General features: G+C 56.9%; 22 protein-coding genes. 13 read left to right on the top strand and 9 right to left on the bottom strand.

The genetic code is table 11. The features are described 5' to 3' along the window. Positions 1–8: 8 nt before the first annotated feature. The gene (locus tag BM205_RS08295; RefSeq protein WP_092414036.1) at positions 9–392 is read right to left on the bottom strand and encodes a DoxX family protein; all 384 of its coding nucleotides are present in this window, start codon (positions 390–392) and stop codon (positions 9–11) included. A gap of 193 nt (positions 393–585) precedes the next feature. Here BM205_RS08295 and BM205_RS08290 point away from each other — a divergent pair, with 193 nt between their 5' ends. Next, positions 586–1497: a LysR family transcriptional regulator gene (locus tag BM205_RS08290; RefSeq protein ID WP_092414035.1), complete on the top strand. Its 912-nt coding sequence runs from the start codon at positions 586–588 to the stop codon at positions 1495–1497. Positions 1498–1500: 3 nt separating this feature from the next. Beyond that, positions 1501–2823, top strand: coding sequence for a voltage-gated chloride channel family protein (locus BM205_RS08285; protein ID WP_217646033.1), 1323 nt, complete (start codon positions 1501–1503; stop codon positions 2821–2823). A 13-nt stretch (positions 2824–2836) separates the two neighbouring features. On the opposite strand, the gene BM205_RS08280 is transcribed toward BM205_RS08285, so the two are convergent. After that, the gene (locus BM205_RS08280; protein WP_092414034.1) at positions 2837–4087 is read right to left on the bottom strand and encodes an Hsp70 family protein; all 1251 of its coding nucleotides are present in this window, start codon (positions 4085–4087) and stop codon (positions 2837–2839) included. A gap of 145 nt (positions 4088–4232) precedes the next feature. Then, positions 4233–5243, bottom strand: coding sequence for a DUF2804 domain-containing protein (locus BM205_RS08275; RefSeq protein ID WP_092414033.1), 1011 nt, complete (start codon positions 5241–5243; stop codon positions 4233–4235). Positions 5244–5478: 235 nt separating this feature from the next. Between BM205_RS08275 and BM205_RS08270 the strand changes: the two genes are divergently transcribed. From BM205_RS08270 to BM205_RS08260, 3 genes are read left to right on the top strand one after another with little or no spacing between them, the layout of a single operon-like run. Further along, a complete protein-coding gene (locus BM205_RS08270; RefSeq protein WP_092414032.1) occupies positions 5479–6924 on the top strand; it encodes a Wadjet anti-phage system protein JetA family protein in 1446 nt (481 codons plus the stop codon). Then, positions 6911–7663: a DUF4194 domain-containing protein gene (locus BM205_RS08265; protein WP_092414031.1), complete on the top strand. Its 753-nt coding sequence runs from the start codon at positions 6911–6913 to the stop codon at positions 7661–7663. The genes BM205_RS08270 and BM205_RS08265 overlap by 14 nt, the downstream gene beginning before the upstream one ends. After that, complete coding sequence (locus BM205_RS08260) at positions 7660–11283, top strand: ATP-binding protein (protein ID WP_092414030.1); 3624 nt, start codon at positions 7660–7662, stop codon at positions 11281–11283. Before BM205_RS08265 ends, BM205_RS08260 begins: the two co-directional genes overlap by 4 nt. Positions 11284–11447: 164 nt before the next feature. Here the strand turns inward: BM205_RS08260 and BM205_RS08255 are convergent, their stop codons facing one another. Continuing rightward, positions 11448–11696, bottom strand: coding sequence for a DUF3297 family protein (locus BM205_RS08255; RefSeq protein WP_092414029.1), 249 nt, complete (start codon positions 11694–11696; stop codon positions 11448–11450). Between the two features lie 293 nt (positions 11697–11989). After that, positions 11990–12793, bottom strand: a complete 804-nt coding sequence (locus BM205_RS08250; RefSeq protein ID WP_175511211.1) for an SDR family NAD(P)-dependent oxidoreductase — start codon at positions 12791–12793, stop codon at positions 11990–11992. A gap of 106 nt (positions 12794–12899) precedes the next feature. On the opposite strand from BM205_RS08250, the gene BM205_RS08245 reads away from it, so the two are divergent. Together BM205_RS08245 and BM205_RS08240 are read left to right on the top strand one after the other, a co-directional pair. Further along, on the top strand, positions 12900–13292 hold the full coding sequence (locus BM205_RS08245) for a MerR family transcriptional regulator (RefSeq protein ID WP_092414028.1): 393 nt from the start codon (positions 12900–12902) through the stop codon (positions 13290–13292). A gap of 238 nt (positions 13293–13530) precedes the next feature. Then, a complete protein-coding gene (locus BM205_RS08240) occupies positions 13531–14187 on the top strand; it encodes a DsbA family oxidoreductase (protein ID WP_092414027.1) in 657 nt (218 codons plus the stop codon). 113 nt (positions 14188–14300) lie between these two features. Here the strand turns inward: BM205_RS08240 and BM205_RS08235 are convergent, their stop codons facing one another. Continuing rightward, positions 14301–14717, bottom strand: a complete 417-nt coding sequence (locus tag BM205_RS08235; protein ID WP_092414026.1) for an ester cyclase — start codon at positions 14715–14717, stop codon at positions 14301–14303. Between the two features lie 200 nt (positions 14718–14917). On the opposite strand from BM205_RS08235, the gene BM205_RS08230 reads away from it, so the two are divergent. Beyond that, the gene (locus tag BM205_RS08230; protein WP_092414025.1) at positions 14918–15841 is read left to right on the top strand and encodes a helix-turn-helix domain-containing protein; all 924 of its coding nucleotides are present in this window, start codon (positions 14918–14920) and stop codon (positions 15839–15841) included. A 630-nt stretch (positions 15842–16471) separates the two neighbouring features. Here the strand turns inward: BM205_RS08230 and BM205_RS24250 are convergent. From BM205_RS24250 to BM205_RS23985, 3 genes are all read right to left on the bottom strand, one after another. Continuing rightward, a complete protein-coding gene (locus BM205_RS24250; protein ID WP_175511210.1) occupies positions 16472–16621 on the bottom strand; it encodes a hypothetical protein in 150 nt (49 codons plus the stop codon). A gap of 157 nt (positions 16622–16778) precedes the next feature. Then, the gene (locus BM205_RS08220) at positions 16779–18362 is read right to left on the bottom strand and encodes a winged helix-turn-helix domain-containing tetratricopeptide repeat protein (RefSeq protein ID WP_092414024.1); all 1584 of its coding nucleotides are present in this window, start codon (positions 18360–18362) and stop codon (positions 16779–16781) included. Positions 18363–18460: 98 nt separating this feature from the next. Then, positions 18461–18733: a hypothetical protein gene (locus tag BM205_RS23985; RefSeq protein ID WP_139227226.1), complete on the bottom strand. Its 273-nt coding sequence runs from the start codon at positions 18731–18733 to the stop codon at positions 18461–18463. A 46-nt stretch (positions 18734–18779) separates the two neighbouring features. Here BM205_RS23985 and BM205_RS08215 point away from each other — a divergent pair, with 46 nt between their 5' ends. From BM205_RS08215 to BM205_RS24765, 5 genes are all read left to right on the top strand, one after another. Further along, positions 18780–19535, top strand: a complete 756-nt coding sequence (locus BM205_RS08215) for an SDR family oxidoreductase (protein ID WP_092414023.1) — start codon at positions 18780–18782, stop codon at positions 19533–19535. A 46-nt stretch (positions 19536–19581) separates the two neighbouring features. Then, complete coding sequence (locus BM205_RS08210) at positions 19582–20061, top strand: carboxymuconolactone decarboxylase family protein (RefSeq protein ID WP_092414022.1); 480 nt, start codon at positions 19582–19584, stop codon at positions 20059–20061. A 75-nt stretch (positions 20062–20136) separates the two neighbouring features. Then, a complete protein-coding gene (locus BM205_RS24430; protein ID WP_217646032.1) occupies positions 20137–20637 on the top strand; it encodes a hypothetical protein in 501 nt (166 codons plus the stop codon). Then, positions 20630–21037: a cupin domain-containing protein gene (locus BM205_RS08200; RefSeq protein WP_092414021.1), complete on the top strand. Its 408-nt coding sequence runs from the start codon at positions 20630–20632 to the stop codon at positions 21035–21037. Before BM205_RS24430 ends, BM205_RS08200 begins: the two co-directional genes overlap by 8 nt. A gap of 690 nt (positions 21038–21727) precedes the next feature. Next, positions 21728–21976: a DUF6868 family protein gene (locus BM205_RS24765; protein ID WP_092414020.1), complete on the top strand. Its 249-nt coding sequence runs from the start codon at positions 21728–21730 to the stop codon at positions 21974–21976. Positions 21977–22180 lie beyond the last annotated feature (204 nt).

Genomic DNA, 22180 nt, shown 5'->3' with positions numbered 1-22180 from the left:
GATTGCGCTTACTTTTTCGGCTCGGGAGTGACCGCTGCCAACATCAGCAACGCACCGATGATCGAGACGTTTTTCAGGAAGTTGTTCAACTGATTCTGCATGTTGGCCGGATCGGCTTCCCAGAAACGGTGTGCGGCCAGAGTTGCGCCAACCGTGAACAGCGCCACGATGAGTGCCGCCGGACGGGCATTCCAGCCGGTCATGATCGCCAGTCCACCGCCGACTTCAACCAGGATGGTGAGAGGTACGGCCAGGCTCGCAAACGGTACGCCAATGCTGCTCATATAACCGACTACGCCGGAAAAAGCGGTGATCTTCAAGAGGCCAGAAATGAGGAACAAGGAAGCCAGCAGAACCCGGCCGATACGATACAGTGTTGGCGAACTTTGCATGATGGATCCAATCTATAAAAGGGTTTTAATGTAAGTGAGCATTCGCTTTCATCGCGCCGCATCAACTGATCATCGGTGCCGATATCGGGAGCTGGTTACAGCGAACAAGGCCATCTTAATCCTCTTATGTCTGGCGGGATATTGATTATCTTGCGATAATCAATATCTAATTATTAGATATTGTTGAGTGGTCATGAATATCGAGCGACTGTCGCTGGATCAGTTACGAGTGTTTGCCCAGGTCGCCGATAGCGGCAGTTTCCTGGCCGCGTCGAAGGCGTTGACGCGGGCGCAATCGGCGGTCAGCTACGCGATCAGTACGTTGGAAAGCCAGCTTGGTTTGCCCTTGTTCGACCGCAGCAGCTATCGCCCGCAACTGACCGCCGCCGGCATCGAGTTGTTGCGCGATACGCGCCAGGTGCTAGATCAGGTCGATGCGCTGCAGGCGCGCGCCGCCGCCTATGCGCAAGGGCAGGAACTGGAGATCACCCTGGCGCTGGATGTGTTTTTCCCGACCACGGCGCTGGTGGCGTTGCTAGGCGATTTCCGGCTGGCGTTTCCCGATGTTACGGTGCGCCTGGAGATCGAAGCGCTAGGTTCCGTCGCCGAGCGCGTGATCGATGGCGAAGCGATGCTAGGCGTCCTCGGCACCTTGCCCATCATTCCCCCCAATTTGCTGCATGTCAGTTTGCCCACGATACTGCTGGTCGGGGTAGTATCGCCAAGCCATGCGCTGGCGCAGTTCAGCGGCCGCATCCCGGGTCATGTGCTGGAACGGCAGGTGCAGCTGGTGCTGAGCGATCGCAGTGCGCTCACCGCCAACCAGGACTTTGCGGTGCATTCCTCCCTCTCCTGGCGCATGAGCGACCTGGGCACCAAGCACGCTTTGCTGCGGGCTGGCCTGGGCTGGGGTTATATGCCGCGGCACGTGGTAGCCGACGATCTGGCAAGCGGCCGGCTGGTGCATATCCAGACGGCCGGCCAGCCGCCGCAAGGCGCGGCGATGCCCATGCAATGTGTATATCGGCCGGATCGCGAGGTCGGGCCGGCTCTAAGCTGGTGGCTGGATGCATTATCAAAACTGACGACTTTCGATCTGGCCTGAATGATGAAAAAAATAAAATATCCCGAGCAGATTTTGATGCTGGCGTACCTGGCGCGTTGGCTGATACTGGCGTCTGTGGTCGGCGCCTTGGCCGGGCTGGCGTCGGCAGTCTTGCTACTGTCGCTGGAATGGGCCACGGATACGCGCAATGCGCATCGCTGGTTATTGTGGCTGTTGCCGCTGGCGGGGTTTACAGTTGGCCTGATTTATCACCTGCTGGGCAAATCGGTCGAGGGCGGCAACAATCTGTTGATCGACGAAATCCACGATCCCCAGCGCATCGTGCCGAAGCGTATGGCGCCGCTGATTTTATTCGGCACGGTGATTACCCATTTGTTTGGCGGTTCCGCCGGCCGTGAGGGCACTGCGGTGCAGATGGGCGGCGCCCTGGCCGATTTGATTACGCGCATCACTCGTCTGGGGCCGGATGAGCGGCGTATCCTGCTGATGGCCGGTATCAGCGCCGGTTTTGCTTCAGTGTTCGGGACGCCGCTGGCCGGCGCAATCTTCGGACTGGAAGTACTGGCCATCGGCCGCCTGCGTTACGACGCTATCCTGCCTTGTTTCATCGCCGCCATCATCAGCGACCAGATGCCGGGATTGCTCGGCGTGCACCATACTCATTATGTGATTCCATTCGTGCCGCATTTCAGCATCGGCATTTTCGCCGCGACGCTGGTGGCCGGCATCGTGTTCGGCGTGGTTGGCATGGTGTTCGCGCAAGCAACCCACGGCTTGTCGCGCCTGATCAAGCGCGGCATCAAATTCCCGCCGCTGCGGCCGTTTGCCGGCGGTGTGGCGGTAGTGCTGCTGGCCTTGTTGCCGGGCACGGATAAATATCTGGGACTGGGGATTCCGACGATCGTGGAAGCCTTCGAGAAGCCGCTGCCGGTGTACGATTTTGCCGGAAAAATCGTTTTTACCGTAGTGACCCTGGCGTCAGGTTTCAAGGGCGGCGAGGTGACGCCGTTGTTCTATATCGGCGCCACCTTGGGTAACGCCCTGGCGCAATTGCTGTCGATGCCGATACCGGTACTGGCCGGACTGGGATTCGTTGCCGTATTTGCCGGCGCCGCCAATACGCCGATAGCATCGACCGTTATGGCGATTGAATTATTCGGGCCGGAGATCGGCGTGCTGGCCGGTATTGCCTGTGTCGTCAGCTACCTGTTTTCCGGCCATACCGGGATCTATCATGCACAACGGATAGGCCACGCCAAACGCCTGACGATTCCAGAGGGCATGCGGTTGTCGGAGATTGCCGGTTTTCGCAAACGCGGCGGCAAGATCGATAAAGCCGACAACGCCGATGGAAAGGTCGAATAGCAGGTATTGAAACTCAGCCGAACTTGCGCACCGCATCCAGCGCCAGGCCGGCGCCGATACTGCCGAACAAGTCGCCCTCAACCGCTTTTGCCGAAGGTACCAACGCAGCAATATTGTGGCGCAGCAGTTGCACGCCGCTGGAGCCGCCGGTAAAGAACACCGTATCAACCTGTGCCGGTGTGACACCTGCATCGCGCAGCAGATTGCCGACGGTGTCTTCCACCGTACTCACCAGGTGGCCGATGCTGGCATTGAATTGCTGCCGCGTCAGGCTCAACGCCTGGTTCGGTGCGATGCGGTCCAGGCTGAGTTGCACTGTCTCGGCGTCGGATAAACCGATCTTGCCTTGTTCCACCTGCAGTGCCAGCCAGTGTCCGGCGCGCTGTTCGACCAGATCCAGCAGGCGGCCGAATTTTTCGCGCTCGACGGTTTCCCGCTGCACGTCTTTGAGCTGCAGCCAGGCTTTGCGAGTATAAATCTGGTTGATGGTGTGCCAGGTGGCCAGGTTGAAGTAATAGCTGGATGGCACTTCGCTGTTGTTCACCAGGCGGCTACCGAGCCCCAGCATTGGCATCACGCTGGACAAGCTCAGGTATTTATCGAAATCGGTACCGCCGATGTGGACGCCGCCGGTGGCCAGGATATCGTCGCGCCGCTCGCTGTTGCCGGCGCGTTTTGGCGACAAGCGCACCAGCGAAAAGTCAGAGGTGCCGCCGCCGATGTCGGCGATCAGCACCAGTTCCTCGCGCTCTACGGTGGATTCATAGTCGAAGGCGGCAGCGATAGGTTCATACTGGAAGGCGACATGCCGGAAACCGACCGAGCGGGCGATTTCTGCCAGCGTATCCTCAGCGCGCTGGTCGGCGGTTGGGTTGTCGTCCACAAAAAATACCGGGCGGCCCAGCACCACGCTATGAAATTCCCTGCCGGCGGCTTGTTCGGAGCGTATTTTCAGTTCTGCGATGAAGTGGGTCAGCAGGGCGCGGAACGGCAACGCGCGGCCGCCGACCTCAGTCTGGGCATCGATCAGGCTGGAGCCTAGCAAGCTCTTCAGCGAACGCATCAAGCGCCCCTCGTAACCGGCCAGATACCCGCTCAGTGCAGCACGGCCGAAACTGAAGGCATCGTCCTCGGCGTTAAAGAACACCACCGAAGGCAAAGTGACTTTACCGTCTTCCAGCGGCAGCAAGGCATTCTGTCCGGGCCTGCTCCAGCCAACTGTGGAATTAGACGTGCCGAAATCCACGCCGCAAGCATTTGACATGCACAGACCTCACAAATAAAAAAGGGGCCGGCAATGGTATACCAAAGATATTGGCGGCGCAGGGGAAATACGGCAGGGTGTTGGAAAATTGCGAATAAGTACGTCGCTATAGCCTGCGTTGACGCCGGGAAATATTCCCGGCGCATCACCAGCGCGAAAAATGTTCCTCGGTCACGCCAACCAAGTGTTCCACCGGATGTGGCGCGGCATTGCGTTCCGGCTTGACCCAGCCGCTGAAACTGCCTATCGGCTGGATATAGCGGGTGGCGGCGATCAGCATGTTCTTGTTTTCGTGGCGCGCGCCTTCCGGCATGAATTGCAGGTCGAGCAAGCCGTCGTCGGTATAGATATGCCAGGGCGCCAGCGGCGCCGCGAGGTCGTACTCGAAACGTACATTGCCGAGTGCATGCAGCTGGCCGTCGAGCCAGAGTACGTTCTCCTGCTTGCCGAAGTAGCCGGCTTGCAGATTGAAACCGATATCCAGGCCGTGAGCCGAGGCCCAGCGCCATTCGGTATTGCGGGCCAACAAGCCGTTCGAATAATCGAAACTGGCGACGCCGCCCTCCAAAGCGTAGCGCTGGTCACCCACGCGCACTTCACCGGTGAGCGGCATGCCTGGCGATTTCTGGGTAGCGTGCACCGAGCCGTGGACGATCGGCCCGACCGCCAGCAGCAAGGGAGCAGCCTGGCTGGCGTCGAACTCAGCCTCAAGCTCGAATTGCTCGCATTGCAAACTGAGCTGATATTTCCCATCGCCGCCATCAGTCGGCGGTTGATAGTCGATCCTGTTGCCGAAACAGTGGAAGCGGCTAGGCCCGCCCGGCTGATCGCTGACTTTAGCGCTCAGGCCCGGGATGCCGTCTTGCGAAAAGCCGGCGATCTGCTTGCCTTGCTGGCGGTCGAAAACATAGGCGAAAGCGGTATTGGTCCAGCCAACGTCGACAATCGCGATGCCGCACAGCAGTTGCGGCGTCGACAGCGCCACGTACTGCCAGCGTTTGTGATGGAAGCGCCGCCACAGGCTGGTGCGGGCATACGGTGCGGCTAGCGTCGACCAGTCGATCACCCCGGTGCTGCCGGCATAGCGTCCCATGCGCGGCTGGCCGTCGGCATCGATGACATTGGCGGGAGCAGCGGGCAGGGATCGAGAAATCATGTGGGGCGGTAGGGCGTCAGTGAGTTTTGTTGAGCATCCGGTAGTTTTCAACGTCAGGTCGCGCAGCATCCGGCTTTCTGTCCGCCGTCCTGGACCTGTTCGTGATAGCGTGCGCTACCCTTTACAATGGCGGGTTGGGTATTGATTTTTACACACACAGTCGTCAAAAGCACCATTTAAAGCCAATATCCGATATATTTTCTTTTTTGCAACGTTACTACTGCAGGCAACCCGATTGTTTTTTGAACCAGACCGACTTAATTTTTTCAGGCCGCTTGCCGGCAAGCACCGCGGCGTAGTGGTGGCTTGCGTGCGCGCGCTGTATGAGCGGCTGCATGGCCCCAGCGCCGATTACGGCCAGAACCTGACGCGTGACGGCCTGCGCGACCTGCTGTTGCCGGTGGTGCAGGAGTCGCGCCAGATTTTGTTGATGCAGGAAGAGGCGGCCGCGGGCATCGAGCTGGCCGACGACGATTTTATTCCCGCCGGCGCCGACGATCAGCAAAGCAGCAGCGCGCTGTTGCGCACCTTGCTGCGGGATGGCTGGCTGGAGACCTTTGGCGACCGCGCCGGGTTAGTCACCGCTTACCGCTTTACGCGTGCCGGCAAGCTGTTCGCCGAGGCATTCTGGGCGATAGACCGGCGCAGCGCCCGTACCCGCCAGCGCAATGTCCGCAGCTGCCGCAATGCGCTCAATGCGGCGCTACGTAATGTCGATGCCTACGATTTGATCGATGCTTACGACTATGCCGAAAAAGTCATTAGCGACTTGTCCGAAGGCGTTGATTATTTCCAGGAACTGGTGCGGCGCCTGATGCTGGAAGCTTCGCAAACGCCGTGGGACGGCTTCATGGAGTTTCTTGACCGTTTCGAAAAGGAATTCAAGAAGCAACTGACCGCCGACAGCATAGAGCGTCATCGACAAGCTATCCGCGACGTGATCGCCCGTTTGCATAGCCTGGAAGAGGACAAGTCGCGGGCGCTGGAAGAGCAGCTCAACGATATCGCGCGCTGGGCCAGCCAGGAGCGGCAAGGACCATCGACGCTGGACTGGATGCTGGACCGCATCGAAGAAATGGTGGAAGCGGCATGCACCACCAAACATCCGGAGCTGATCAAGGCCATGAGCGTCTACATGCAACGCGCTGCCAGCATCGTGCAGCAAGCGTTGATGCTGCGCGGAGGCCAGACCCGGCAAGCCTATAGCGTGGCCATCAGCAAGACCGCCAAGCTTGGTGGCGACGCGCAGAATGCTTTTCTGGAACGTCTCGGCGCGGCCATCGCGCCGGCCGAAATCCGCTTGCTCGATCCATCCGGATTCAAGCTGCGTAGCGCCTCGCAACGGCGCAAGGCCCTGACTGTGACGGCGCAACCGAAAGTGACACGCGACGCCAGGCTGGCGGCCGCCATGTATCGTGCCGAAGCGGACGCCTTTGCTTTGTCGAACGACGAAATCGTGCATCGTATCCGCGCTGAATTGCGCTTGCGCGACCGGCCGATCCGCCTCTCGACTTTACCGGTGGCGACCACCACCGATGTCCTCAACAATATGCAAGTGGTAGAAGCCGTACGCGGTGCGCGCGACGAGCGGCTGACCGTGCAGAAATTGCCAGGCAAACTCTGGAACGAGTTTTATGCCGGCGACGATTATCAGATCGAGATGAAACATGACACTGAATGAAACACTGAACGAACAACTGGCAACGCACGGTTTGTCGCTGGAGCGGTTTCGCGAAATCGTCGGTCGTTTATTTGCGGCCGGCATCGTGATACGCGAAGAGGACGGTGTCGAGCAACGCCTTTATGACGATGCGCGCCGGATTGAAAATTGCCTGAGCGATTATTTCCAGCTTGGCGGTTTTCGCCTGGAGCACAATCTCAAAGGTGAATTTTTCCGCCTGTATGCCCCGGGCGCTGAAGTGCCGGGTATGCCGGAAGACGGCCTGGAGCCGGTGCCTGGATTGCGCGCCCGGCTATCGCCGGATTTCGTCGCCGCGGCGCTGGCGCTACGCTTCCAGTATCAGCAAGGTTTGTCGGAAGGCGGTAACCGGCTGACTGATTCTGGCGAGGTATTGACGCGGTTTGAAGAACTGTCGGCCACGCTGCAGACGCAATTGAAACGCACCCTGCCGCCGACCAATATCGAACGGCAACGCCTGCTCAACGATCTCAAGCGCCATCGCCTGATTCGTCTGGCGGCGAATTTCTCCATGGACGACGAGGACGCCTTGCTGGCGATCCGGCCGACGATCCTGGGCATCATCAGCGACGACATGCTGGAAGCTGCGCTGGAATCGGAACCGCTGCAGGCGGGAGCTGACGTAGAAGTCGAGGTAGGGCAAGCCAGCCTGCCTGCAGTGGCAGAATCTGTGATGGAACTGATGGTGGAAGAAGAAAGCATTGAAGGAAACATCGAATGAAGCTGGATAAACTGATCCTGGTGAACTGGGGCGCGTTGCGCTCGCAAGAGTACCCGATGGGCAATATGACTTTGCTGACCGGCCCTACCGGTTCCGGAAAATCGACCATGCTGGATGCTTTGCAAACCGTGATGACCGCGGTTTATCAAAATATTTTCAGCTATAACCCGGGGCAGGATGAAACCACGCAAGGCGCGCGCAATGGCAAGACCAAGCGCACCTTGTGGTCCTACATCGTTGGCGCCGAGGATAATCTGTTCGCCCGCCCTAATGGCGCACACGGCTACATCGCTGCGGTTTTCAAACCGAGCGAAGGTGAAGAGGGGCGCGAGTTCACCGCACTGGTGGCGGCGTCGGCCCGGGTCGATGGCGCCGGCGAGCGGCGCCAGGCGGTATCGGAACGGCTGGCGTTGTTGATCATCGACGGTGTAGCGCTGCAATTGGGCGATCTGACTTCAACCGAGATCGACGGCGGCATGGCAGTGGTTGCGGTGGAAAAAATCGAGCATCATCTTGCCGGGAAATACCGCGGCATCACCAATTTTCGCGATAGCAAGCGCGAGTATCTGTGCCAGTTGTACGGTCGTTTCCGCGGTCAGAAAACCGTTTCTTTCGCCGAAGCCGAAAGCGCCGCAAGAGCCTGGAGCCAGTCGATCGCGCACAAACCTATCGGCAGCGTCGACGATCTGGTCAAGCACCAGATCCTGGAACTCGACACCACGCAACTTTCGCAGCGCATAGGCCAGATCAGCAAGCTGATGCGGCAGGTGAACGAGTTGCGCAAGGAAGGCGAGCGCCTGACGGACAACGTCAAGCGTCTGGAGTCGCTCGGCAAAGCCGTCAGCGATACCGCGCGCGCGCATCAATCGGCAAGCCAGTCGCAGCTGCTGGTATCGTCGCTGGCTTTGCGCGAAGACCAGCGGCAACTGGAAGCGGCGACTGCCGCCATCGACGGCCTGCAAGCATTGATCGACGATGAAACCGAAAGCGCTGACAAGCTGGAACAGGACCGCGCCGCCAAGAACCGCAGCCTGACGCAGATTCACGCGCAGATGATGGGTATTCCCGCAGCCGAACAAAAGACCCGGATTCAAAACCAGATCGAGCAGAGCGACGGCAAGATCAAAGCGGTGTTCAATGTGCTTCAACACAATGCGCTGGCGGCGCAGAAGCTGGAAACCGCAGCGCGCGACGTAGCCGGCATGCAGATCCCGTCGGAACAAAAGGAGATTGCAGATGCCGCCCGCCAGGTAGTGCTGGCGTTGTCGGCTGCCGGCACGCTGGATCTCGCCGTACATCTGCGTAGCATCGCTGAACTGGCCAAGGCTGACGAAGTAGATGTGCTGAAATCGCTCATGCTGGTCAATGACTTTGAAGGCGTTGATGCAGCCCTGGGAAAATTGCACGGCGCGCTGGCCGGCACCGAACACAGTTTCGTATCGGCCCTGCACACCCAGATCGCACAATTGCGCGCAACCGAGCATGAAGCCTTGCGCCGCGAGAAGGATGCCGCATCGCGCAAAGCCAATCTGGCCGAGGGCGGCGCTGACTATCCCGCGCATATCCGTCATGCGCTGAAGGAGTTTCGCTCCGAGCTGGGTGCCGCACGGGCCCAGGTGCTGTGCGATCTGGTCGAACCGATGTCGGCCGACTGGCAGGCGGCGATCGAAGGTTACCTGGGCGGTGCGCGTTTCAACCTGGTGGTGGATCAGGCGTGGGAAGGTAAAGCCATCGATTTTGTACGCCAGAAGAAATTGCGCGCCAATGTGATTCAAGGCAGTTTCTGCCTGAAGCACCTGAAAATCGAAAGAACCCCCAGCGACTCCATCGTGCACGAACTCAGCACCGAGCATCCGATTGCCCAGGCGTATCTGCACGAGCAGTTCGGACAGGTAGTAAAGGTGGCCGATACCGAAGCCCTGCGCCATACCTCGCGCGGCCTGACCAAGGATGGCAAGGGCAGCGGTTCGCGCACCATGTTCACCGCCGATGCCGACCTGCTGGTATTCGGCCAGGAAGCCAAGCGGCTCGCCAAGCAGCGTGCCGAGCAAGAACATGCTGAAGCGGAACGAGAGCTGACACAGGTGCGCACGCAGTTGCGCGACCTGCAGGGCGCGCTGGCCATGATGGGGCAATTGCAATGCCCGTCCTTTGCCGCGATCGACGAATTGGAAAACCTGGTGCGCGAACTCGACGGGGCACGCCAGGATTTGAGCCGGCTCGATTTGACCGAGGTTAGCAAGCTGGAAGATGAAGCTGAGGCATTGAGCGTCGAGATCGCCGGACTGGAAGCGCGTAAGACTGCTTGCAGCAAAAATATCGGCGGCCACGAAAAATCCATACAAGGTCATCAGGCCGCGATCACCAAGCTGAACCTGGGCATGGCCGGCAAACAAAGCCGGGTTGATGGCGATACCGGAAAACTACGTGACCTGTGCATTGTCAACGGCAGCTTGTCCTTCACCGCGCTCACGGACGAAGTCGCAACCTGGGTCAGCGAAGGAAGTTATTCGTCATTCAAGGCGTCTGACAATGTCGCCAAACAAACCGCGCTCAGCTGGCAACTATACGGCGATGCACGCAATGCGTTGGGCGAATATCACGCCCATGCGCGTATCGACGAACGCTTTGAAATCGCGCAAGGCGAGGATTTGCGCGACGGCGATTTTACGCCGCTTTACGCGATGATGGTGACCTTGCAAGACCGTACCCGAGCCCAGCTGACGAGGCAAAAAGATATCGGCCTGATCAAGAACCTGGAACAGCTGCGCACTGCGGAATCGTCGTTCAATGACGTATTCACCAAGCAGTTCTGCTACGAAATCCGGAATGCTGTCGATACCGGTGTGCGTACCTTGAAAACGCTCAATATCGAGCTCGACAAGCTCAAGTTCGGCACCGATAAATTCCGCATCGACTGGTCGGAGTGGGTACCGGAATTCAAAGCCTACTACGACTTCTTCTGCGCCACTTCGGAAATGTCGGATACGCAAGAAGCCAACAGTCTGTTTGCCGATCCCGTGTTAAGTGCGGATAACTGCCTGGTGCGCGACCGCCTGGTGCAATTGCTGCTGTCTGACGATGAAGACAAGGCGGTCAAGGAGCTGCAGCGGGTTGCCGATTACCGCAATTACCGGCGTTATGAAATCTACAAGGAATCCGATACCGGCTCGCACGTGCGCTTGTCGGAGTGGGGCACGGGTTCCGGCGGCCAGCTGGAGACGCCTGCTTACATCATCCATGCGGCGGTTGTCACCAATCGCCTCAAGCGATTCGAGAAGGGCAACAGCCTGCATTTGCTGGTCAACGATGAATCGTTCGCCAAGATGGATGAAGGACGCGCACGCGATGTCTTGAAATTCCTGCGCGATAACCTCGGCATGCAGTTGATCTGCGCCATGCCGACCAAACACGCCGGCGCGATCAAGCCCGAGTTCTCACGTGAATGGAGTTTTAGCCGTACCGTGGCGGATGGCAACGGTGAGGTGGGGTTTGTTTCGGAGTCGGATGAACGCGAATTGCGTTCGGATAAGCTGCGCGAGTTGTGGGAGTTGCGGCGGGCGCAGGTACGTGAGCAGGCGCAGATTAATTTCGAGGCGGCTGAGCAGGCGACGGCATGAGTGTACCGCCCTGGTTAGAGTCACCAGTTTATGCAACAGTTATTGCATAAACTGGTGTGCCGTCTTGATGGCGAAGAAGTCAAGGGTATCGACCGACAAATGTCAGCGCACACACCCTTGCAGACAATCAAAGAAGTTAAGAAATGCTAATCAAAGAACAGCACTTACCGATAGAAAGGTTCGACAGTGCCTTTTACTTTAGTCATTAGGGGGTTACCCTTCCGATCTAGCGCCTTTCCGGCCGGGACTTTAATCCATCCCTCGCTGATGCAATATTCCTCAACCTCGAAGCGCTCTTTATCGTTAAGTTTAATACCAACATCATGTTCAAATATGGCAGCGTTATAGTAAGGGCTACGAGGATCGACTGAGAGCCGATCGGGAAATGGGGGGCGGTTTTGGGTATCGTTCATAGCTACAATTATCAACTATAAGATTAACCAAAACAATTTTTTTGCGTGGTTTCGTTAAATCACTTGGCTGATCGCACTCGGCCATGACCAGCCTCTGGCTTTTTTTCTCCTTTGCGGTCACTGATTCCGCATGCTGCTCCAAAGCGGCCACTGCATCGATGGTACCGGAACACTTATCTGGACGGCGGCAGAGAGCCGTAACGGCACGGTAACGCTGCATCAGTGGCAGACACGATAATAGACAATTTTCCCCCATGCTGGAATGTCGCGAAAACATAGGAGACTTCGAGGAATCAAATCGAGGTCTGACGACGAGGCCGGAGCATGTTTGCGACGATTTGCAATATTGTTTGCCTTGGGAGTATCCGCGGTAACCACCCAAGCAGACGATTTGCGCCTCCGGGTACTACATGACTCTGACCGCGATCAAGTGCCTGCAAGCTTGCGTTGACGACAGTATCTGCGGCCATACGCGTGCCGACTCCAGCCTCGGCAGCGCCCACTACATCAAAGAAAGCGGTATCGGTGGCACCGGGGCACACTGCAAGCACGCGCACGCCGCGAGCGCGATATTCTTGCCACAAGGCTTCTGAAAAAGAGAGCACGAAAGCCTTGGTGGCGCCATAGATGGCCATGTAGGGCAGCGGCTGCAGCGCGGCGGTTGACGCCACATTAATGATTGATCCTTCCCCTTGTTTCAACATGGCTGGCAATGCTGCATGGCTGAGTTCGACGACGGCTCTGCAATTGAGCGATATCTCGTCTAGTTGCCGTTCCAACGACAACGTATCGAAATGACCGTGAGTCGCAAAGCCGGCATTGTTGATGAGGATGTTCGGCGTCAAACCAAGCGCACTTGCCCTCGCATGGGCATCACTGGCAGCACCGGTTTCGGTCAGATCGGCTACCAGGGCGAGGGCTCGGATGCCGTGGCGATGCGCCAGCTCCTGCGCCAGGCTGTTTAGCTTGTCGCCTGAGCGTGCTACAAGAATCAGATTCGCGCCGCGTGCGGCCAGCGCATGAGCAAATGCCAGGCCTATTCCGGATGAGGCGCCTGTTATCATGATGGTGGTGTTGCGATAGTTGAGTGGTCGCATGGTGAAATGATTCGTTATGAGAGTGTCGAATGTAAAGCGTGGACTACGGTCAATGGTCAAACATTTTTTTCGACAGCTTGCGTCTGGATTGGGAGGAAACTGGGCAATGCGCATTGGTGAAATTGCAGCTCGGGCCGGCGTGTCGCGCGATACGGTCAGATTTTATGAGCGTATGGGCTTGCTCGACGAGGCAGCTCAGCCTCACTTAAGCAACAACTATAAGGAGTATTCGCCGCTGGCGTTGCGCCGCATTGAGCTCATTACCCACGCCAAGGCGCTCGGATTTACCTTGAAAGAGATCGGGGACGTGATCGTCGCCTGGGGGCAAGACGGGTTGGCGCCGAGCAAAAAAAGTCTTCTGATTCAAAAAAAAATATGTGAAGTGGAGAAAAAAGCGCACTCGCTATCCATACTGCGCGTTGCATTGTCAGATGCGTTGAACAAAGTAGAAAGCGGTTGCACCGATGAAAGCCTGCCGCAGTCGAAAGAGACGATGTGATAGACATTTTGCTTCGCAAAGCGTGAGATTGGCAGCGCATCATTGGCGAAGTTGCACGACCACTCTTTAGGATCGCAACCAGCCGCAGTGGGTCGGCACCTGTCTTCCACGAATGGCCCGGTTCGGCCAGAAGCGGACATCTCTGCGACACCCCCGTATGACACTCGCACATCCGACTTACAATATCTTCATCCATTAACGCCACCTGACGACAGGTGCCATGCCATGAGGTATTGCCATGAATAACGCTTTGAAAATCGATTTCGTCTCCGATGTCGTATGCCCCTGGTGTGCGATCGGGCTGGCGGGTCTCAATATCGCGCTCGAACGCCTCGCTCCGGAGACGCACGTCGACTTCGCCGTCCACCCGTTCGAGCTCAACCCTGGTATGCCCGCAGCCGGGCAGGAGCAACTTGAACATATCACCAAAAAATACGGCATCACCGCCGATCAGGCGCACATCAACCGTGAACAGATCCGGGCCAGGGCGGCTGCCGTCGGTTTCACCATGAACCGCGATGACGCCAGCCGTGTCTACAACACTTTCGACGCGCATCGTCTGCTTGCCTGGGCGAAAGAGAAGAATGCGCAAGCAACGCTCAAACTGGTCTTGCTCAAAGCCTATTTCACCGACGGGAAAAACATCGCGGACAGGAATGTGCTGGCGGAACTTGCCAGGCAAGCCGGCCTAGATGGCGCCGAAGCCGACGAAGTACTGGCATCGGATCGGTTTGCTCAGGAAGTGAAGGAAGAGGAAACGCTGTGGGCCCAGCGCGGCATCAGCAGCGTGCCCGCAGTCATCGTGAATGATCGCTACCTGATCTCGGGCGGCCAGCCGCCGGAGGTATTTGAAGAGCAGCTTCGGGCGATCCTGGCGAGCGACGAGCGGGAGTGATTGTCGCGGGGGAGGTTCACGAACTGGTGCTGACCGGGAATAGCCCGTGCCGGCCAATGGCGGACGTTCATCGGGCCGCTGAATTGAGATGATGCATTTCACGGATGGGCTTTTTACATCGGTGCTGCGCCGATTTGCTGTAATAATCCCAATAAATCTGGTTGTCCACGTTCCTCAACAATCATGCCATTAGAAAAACGGTAAAAATTCATAGCCTGAGCTACGATAGTTTTGCCTGTCGGTGGCACTCCGAAGAATGATCCTTGGTGCGTGCCGCGCATTGTGAAGCGCGCAGCTACCTTATCACCTTCTGCAATCATCTCTTCCAAGGTCCATTGGATGTCTGGAAATCCGCCTCGCATCATGGCGACGATTTCCAGATAGCCAGCCGGCCCCTGTAATGGCTCTGGACGCCCCGGAATATAGAATATCGCGTCCGAAGAGATTAGTTCTGCCGCCAGCTCCTCGCTAGCAGTATTAATAAATTTCGTAAAACGCTGCATGATGGGTTTATTGCTTTCTGCGCTCATTTCGGCTTCTCCTCTTCAATATTGACTTGCCCAAATCTCTCAAAATTTGGGGGTATTGGTCGCGTTTGATCATGTGGCGGCTGTTCGCCGTATTTACTGGTTCTCTGCGGAAGGACTGAGAGGACGAGCCATGCTAAGATAATTGAATGGTAATTATCGGAAGTTTTTCGATCGCAATAAAGGTTATATCAGGTTGAAATATGGTGAAAACTGGACATCTCGGGTTGGATGCTCGTAAGAGTCTGCCGGACGAAATTGAACGAAGAGCTTATCGTCCCCCAGCTCCTTATAAGCTGGATGTAGAGATTATTCGCATGTCCGACCTGAGGGCGAGGGTCACGAACGACCACCTTCGAAGCGTGCATCGGATAGAGTTCTATATGCTTATCTGTGTCACACACGGTGAGTGCGCGCATACGATCGATTTTCAGCAGATCTTGTGCAAGCAGGGATCGTTTCTTGTGTTACGTCCGTCCCACGCAGAGCAGTTCGACCTGGAACACGACTGGGATGGATGGCTGCTCTTATTTCGGCCAGAATTCCTTTTCCCGCTTCAATCGACACAGAAATCTGACAAATTGGATCTTGTTAGTATTCTTCTGAGTCTTCCAGATCACTTGGCTTTGCAAGAGCTGGAATATCGCATGGTGACGGATGCCATGTCGCAGATGTTTGACGACTCAACGAATCAGGCATCTCCCACAGAGAGGACTGCGTTAATCCGCTACCAGTTGTGCGCACTTCTTTTGCGGATAGACATTATGCACAGGCAGCAGTTGGTGCAAAAACATGCATCGCTCATGGAGGTGCAACGCTTTAATAGATTCCAGCAGTGCGTGGAGCAGCATTTTGCAAAGTGGCATCAAGTAAGGGAATATGCCAGCACTATTGGTTGTTCTGAAAAGAGTTTGACTCGTGCCACGCGGGAGGTGGCCGGTATCACAGCCAAAACATTTATTGCGGCACGAATTAATTTAGAGGCGAAGCGACTGCTAGTACACACTGCATTGCCAGTCGCAATGATTGCCGATCGTCTCGGCTTTGATGAAGCGACGAATTTCATTAAGTTTTTTAAACTCGAAGCCGGATGTACTCCCGCAGAATTTCGACGTAGGCACCGCTGAAGACATGAATGTTGCATGGGCAAGAGTACACAAAGCTTTCTCATATGACCAAACTTGATCTGCTGCAACGGGTCGAATTCGAGCTTTCGCGACCGGCTCAAAACGGCCAAGTGCGGCCCGTCGAGCGTCCCCCGCTGACTGGCCGTTTCAGACTGACTCCTGTCCTTCAACTATTCAAACTGGTTGCCCGATACCGGACGTTCAAGGCTTCAGGTCGTTGGTCTGCAATGTGGCGTTGCTTTCAACAATCTGAGCACCCGCCACCGGCTAGAAGCGGACCTTGCAGACGGAGCAAAAAGGTTCAGCTCGTCTAGTGATCCTTAGCAACGGCGTCGGGCTACGCCGTACCTAGCGGCAGCAGGTTAAGCCACGTCTCCGCGAGCTTGCCCGCCTCGACCCGATAGAGTTGCATGCCTGCCCTGGTTCTAGTCTCGCCAGTGCTTAGGTCGGTCCACTTCAACGTAAAGCAGAACCGCGCACGGTTACCGGCGGTGTGCTCGTAAACAACGAAGCGCGTATTAGGACGTGCCTGATGCGCTGCGGCGATCTCTTGCGAGTAGGACTATGGCGTTACAGTCCGATCACCCAATTCGTTGTGTCTGATGTAGGCTTGTGCCATACACTCGGTGATCAGGTCGTATTGCCCTTCATGCCAAACCCGCTGCTGCAGAGCTGGGCGATGCGCGCGGCAGCACCCGCGTCGGGGAAGATTGCGAAAAACAGCCTGTCCGTCTGCTTTGGCGCGGCATCGCCCCCTGGCAATGACGATTGCGCGGACATGTTCGGTCCCTCACTCCCACTCAATCATCAACGGCGCTTTCAAGCCGTTGTCACGTATGGACCTTTTTGAGGGAGTAGCATTATTATTGTCAGATTTACCGTCATTCGCATCTGATACCCCAAAGAATGCCTTCACGATCGGCCTTGCGGCGCTCCTTTATTCCGGCAGCCCCGCGCTGCGTAGACCGTCCACCAATGTGGCGAGATTCTCCGGCCGGCGGATCGGTAGCCAATCTGCAATATTGGAGAGACGCAACGTAGAGTCGAGCTGGCGCAAATGATTCATCGCACGCTGCGCTTCGGCCATCCGTCCGGCAAGCGCATGGCTCGCCGCGAGGATGGCAACCGCCGGCAGAAAACTCGGCAAATCCCGTAACGCTTTCTCTGCCCATGACGACGCAACCTCAAAGTTTCCCATGAAGAGATGTGCGAGCGCCATTCCGGTTTGCATTCTGTACAGTTCCGGATCGAGGGGACTCAAACGCATGGCGCACGCAAGGTGCTCGATGGCTGTATCGGTTTCGCCGTGCAAGATTCTGAGGTACGCGCCGAGGAACCAGGCTCCTGCGAGGTTCGGATTGAGCACGAGTGCCTTGTCCAGCAATGCAATGCCGCCCGAGAGGTCGCCGGCAAGATGGCCAAGCGCATGGCCGCTTCTGGTGAGCGCCACTGCATCGCTCTTGTCCAACTCCACGGCGCGGCGAGCCAGTCGGACGCCCTCCGCCATTTCCCGTGGGCGATCGGTCATCCAGCGATTGATCTTCCGCATGCAGTGACACCATGCCGCCATCGCATAGGCCGACGCAAAATCCGGATCGATCTCCATTGCCTTGTGGAAGAGCGGCAGCGCCTGGTCGATGGTCTCCCTGGTGCCCTGATGCAACTTGGCCATTCCGCGCAGATAGTAATCGTAGGCGTCGAGGTTTTCGGTTGGCTTATGCCTCGCACGTTCGATCTCCGCCCGTTCGAGCTCAGGAGCGATCGCGCCGACTACGCTCGTGGTAATCTGGTCCTGCAGTTCGAAGATGTCTCCAAGCACGCCTTCGAAACGGCCCGCCCAGTGATGTGCCCCGGTTGTCGCATCGATCAGCTGAACCGTGATGCGCACACGATTTTTTGCCTTTCGCCAACTGCCCTCCAGCACATAGCGAACACCCAGCTCACGGCCGATTTGTTTCACGTCCACCATACGGCCCTTGTAGGTAAAGCTCGAATTGCGCGCGACGACGAACAGCCAGCGATGCTGCGATAACGCCGCGATGATGTCCTCTACCACGCCGTCAGCCAAGTAGTCTTGCTCCTGGTCTCCGCTCAAGTTCACGAACGGCAAGACAGCAATGGACGGTTTGGCCGGCAGGGCTGGCGTAGATGCAGAGACTTGAACCGATGCGGCCGACTCGGTGCCAGAAAGGTCAACGTCATCCAATGACTTTACTTTCCTGATATCGGCGACGAACCGGAATCCTTTGCGGGCAACCGTTCGAATCACGCTCTGCTGCTGACCGCTGTCGCCGACCGCCTTGCGCACCGCGTTAATGTGGCTGGCCAAGGTCGACTCCGAGACGATTCGGCCGGCCCATATCGTATTAATCAGGTCGTCCCTGCTGACGACGCGCTCGCGGCTCTCCGCCAGGTAGGCCAGCAGGTCGAAGACTTGAGGCGCGGTTGCAATGACCCGGGACGCCCGCAGGAGTTCCCGCCGGTCCAAATCGAGCACGCAGTCGTCAAACACTAATAGCATTCAGAGTTCCTTGTCCCGTGCTCATGCGCCGGGAACGTGGTCAGAGGGTGTCCGCGATTTTGTGTCATCGGGAAATCGATTAATGCCGCGGCATATGCTCATCGAACAGCATGGTGAACCGGTTCAGCACTGCCTTCCAGTTCTGAATCGACATCGCCCGGCATCACCCATATCTTGCCGATGTTGCGGAGTCTTAAATCATACAGCCTGAGCAACGCCACGTCATCGGGAAATGCACCATGGCTCTTGAAAATGGTGCGCAGATCAGCCGTAACGACACCGGTTCGTGGACAAATATCCAAGCAAAAATCAATGGAAACCCAAGGTATTGGCAAAGCATTCCGCTCAGGTGGGGCGCAGACTGAATCCATCGATCCCCGCAATGAAGATGATCGACACTAAACCGAGGAGCGAAACGTGAAAATAGTCGTTATTGGCGGTAGCGGCCTTATCGGGTCGAACATTGTAAACAGGCTACGTCTCAATGGTCATGAGATTGTGGCGGCATCGCCTGGTACGGGCGTGAACACCATCACCGGGAAGGGTCTGGCTGAGGCACTTGCGGGTGCTCAGGTCGTCGTCGACGTGGCAAACTCCCCGTCATTTGAGGACCGGGCCGTATTGGAATTCTTCGAAACCTCCGGTCGGAATCTTCTTGCTGCCGAAGCTGACGCCGGTGTGGAGCACCACGTCGCGCTCTCTATCGTTGGTACCGATCGCCTTCCGGAATGCGGTTTCTTTCGGGCAAAAGTCGCCCAGGAAAACCTGATCAAGGCGTCGAAGATTCCCTACACCATCCTGCGCTCGACGCAGTTCTTCGAGTTCGTCGAAGGCATTGTCAACGCGGGCGCCGACGGCAACACGATTCGCCTGTCGCCCGCCCTTATTCAGCCCATCGCAGCGGATGACGTCGCGGCTGTGCTGGCCGATCTCGCGGTCGGGGTACCGGTGAATGGCATCGTCGAGGTGGCCGGACCTGATTGCTTCCCTCTCGACGAACTTGGGCGCAAGTTTCTTGCCGCGCGCAACGACAAGAGGCAGGTAATCGCCGACGTGCATGCGCGCTATTTCGGCAGCGAGCTGAATGATCGATCTCTGGTCGCGGGCGACAACCCGCATATCGGCCCGACACGTTTCCACAACTGGCTCAGCCGCTCATTGGCGCAAGGATGAGCAAACGAATCATTAACCTACGTTCTTATCACATTGAGGAGCCATCATGACCCAACGCATCGATTACCAGAAGCAATCCCCCGAGCTATTCAAGAAGTTCGTCGAGTTCAGCCTTGCCTTCAAGAATTCCGCGATCGAGGAGTCGGTCCGCGATCTCGTGGATATCAGGGCATCGCAGATCAACGGCTGCGCCTTCTGCGTGGACATGCACGTCAAGGAAGCCACGATACACGGCGAACGGCCGCTCAGGCTGCATCATGTCGCCATCTGGCGCGAGTCAACGCTGTTCAGTCCGCGCGAACGCGCTGCCTTGGCGTGGACCGAAATCCTGACCCAGATTCCCGCCCAAGGCGTGCCTGATGACGTCTATGAGCGTGTTCGCACGCAACTGTCCGAGAAGGAATTGTCCGATCTGACCTTCCTGGTGATGTCGATCAATGCCTGGAATCGCGTCAACGTAGGCTTCCGGCTCGTACCCGGCACATACGACAAAGCATTCGGCGTAGACAAGTCCGGCCTGTCCTGACTAGGCATCGGCGCAGCCGCGTAAGGGCGCTGCGCCGAACCTGCCCGTTGCCGGATCGACAACGAAGAACAAGCTATGTCCAATTTCAGAACCTTCGCCATGAGGCTCCTGTTGACAGCCGGTACCGCCGGCGCACAGCTACAGCGGTGCGCAAGCGCAACACTATGCGCAGTCTCGCTGGCCGGCTGTACGATTGGTCCCGACTTTGTGAGGCCAGAGAACGGGCTTCGCGAAGTGACGCTATTGTCTAGGGCGGACTACGCAAACGTCGCCCGGACTTCCGATTCCGACGTTCCCTCCCAATGGTGGATGTTGTTCAACGACGCGGTATTGGGCGATCTGAAAATAGCGTCCGAACGCATTGAACAAAGTCGGGCGCAATTGGGCATTGTCTCCTCGCAGTTATTGCCCAGCGTGGCGGGGCGATTGGTGCTGAAAGCGTACCACTGTGAAACCTGGTACGCGACTTTCGCTGCACTGGCTGCCACTTCTAAACTAGTCGTGCCGCGTATGCGCTCTTGGGATTCCCCATTCCGGCCTGTCGGTGGCCAACAAACGGAGAAACGCTATGCTTGATATTAAGAAACTTATCGCTGTGGTTTGCACCATGGCAGGTGTGATCGCTACTCAGCACGCGACCGCCGCTGGGGATGCTGCAGTTACCCCGCTTCTCGAGAAGTCATTCAATAACCTCCCCGGCAAAGAGGGGCTCATGATTCTGGTTGAATACCCGCCGGGCGCCGTCGACCCAGTCCATCGCCACGATGCTCATGGGTTCATCTACGTCTTGGAGGGTTCCGTCGTGATGGGAGTAAAAGGAGGGAAGGAACAGACGCTTACGCCTGGCCAGACGTTCTACGAAGGCCCTGAGGACATCCATACGGTCGGTCGGAATGCGAGCGCTACCATGCCCGCAAAATTTCTGGTTTTCCTTGTAAAAGAAAAGAAAAAGCCAGTATTAATACCGGTGAAGTGAAAACAGCCGGGCGTCTGGTGGTGGGGCGTTGGCGCCTGCCTCTCCTGATGATTCCTCTCGTGCTGCGGCTGATCTCAGGTCGGCAAGATCATCTATGCTTCTACACAGGATGCCCCAAACATACACGCCGGTTTCTTCTTGAAAATGGACAAGAAGTCGCCCGTCCACGTTCTCGATAGCCATAGCATGCCAATCGTATTGGATGAATTGGACACCGTCGAGGACTTCGCACAGCACTTGAAGTTCAAGGGGCGGGAGATCGATGAGATGCCTTTCGTGTGCTACTGCGAAGAGGAGGATTAACCTGCAACCCAGTTCAGGCAATTGGGCTGCCAGAAAGCGGGCACTGGCCACCGGCAGCTACCGCTGCATTTCTGCCGTTGGACCCGCGAGCTGTGACCGGCAGCTCAGGGTCGTAAGCACTCATTCATCAGTTTCGGCTATTGCTCAATACCGGCCAGTCTAAAGTGAATGCTAAATTGAAGAAAGTTCATATGCTGTAAATTTTGACGTGTGCGATCTTTCAAACTTGCGCGTTATAGTAGTCATTGCCATGTATGCTATCAACTAGTATGAAAGGGGCATACAGCTTCAAGTGCGAAGTAGTCGTGCCAAGTGTTGGGGGTAGACGCACGAGCTATAAACTGTATTGTCTGCCCATCCCAAAGCGTAACACCATGAGGGTGTGCCATGACAGTGAGTCTGACTAGGGATGTTCTCCTTTGGTGCGTTGTTGTCAACTACGCGTTGCTTCTCATCTGGGCTGGTATCTGCATCTACGCTCACGACTGGATGTATCGAATATGTACCCGTTGGTTCAAACTCTCTGTTGAAACCTTTGACACAATGAACCTTGCCGGGATCGCTATCTACAAACTTGGCATCATCTTGCTCAACCTGGTTCCTTTGGTCGCACTTTACCTGTCGTCATGGCAGTAAATGCCACGTGTCAGTTGCTCGCCAGAGGAGTTGTTCATGGTGCCGCTCAGAGCGTGCCAATACGTTCGAGAACAACATGACTATAAACAGCATCGAAGACGCTTCAGGCCTGCATTGTGTCGACATAATGAACCATCCTGACGGGACATTCAGTTTCAAAGTTTTCCGGAAAGATCCCGAAGACGAGGGACGTTGGACTCTGGT

The organism is Collimonas sp. OK307, from assembly GCF_900113705.1.
Taxonomy (GTDB): domain Bacteria; phylum Pseudomonadota; class Gammaproteobacteria; order Burkholderiales; family Burkholderiaceae_D; genus Collimonas.
Note: the sequence above shows the minus strand (reverse complement) of the source record. Positions and strands in the feature narration are given on the sequence as shown.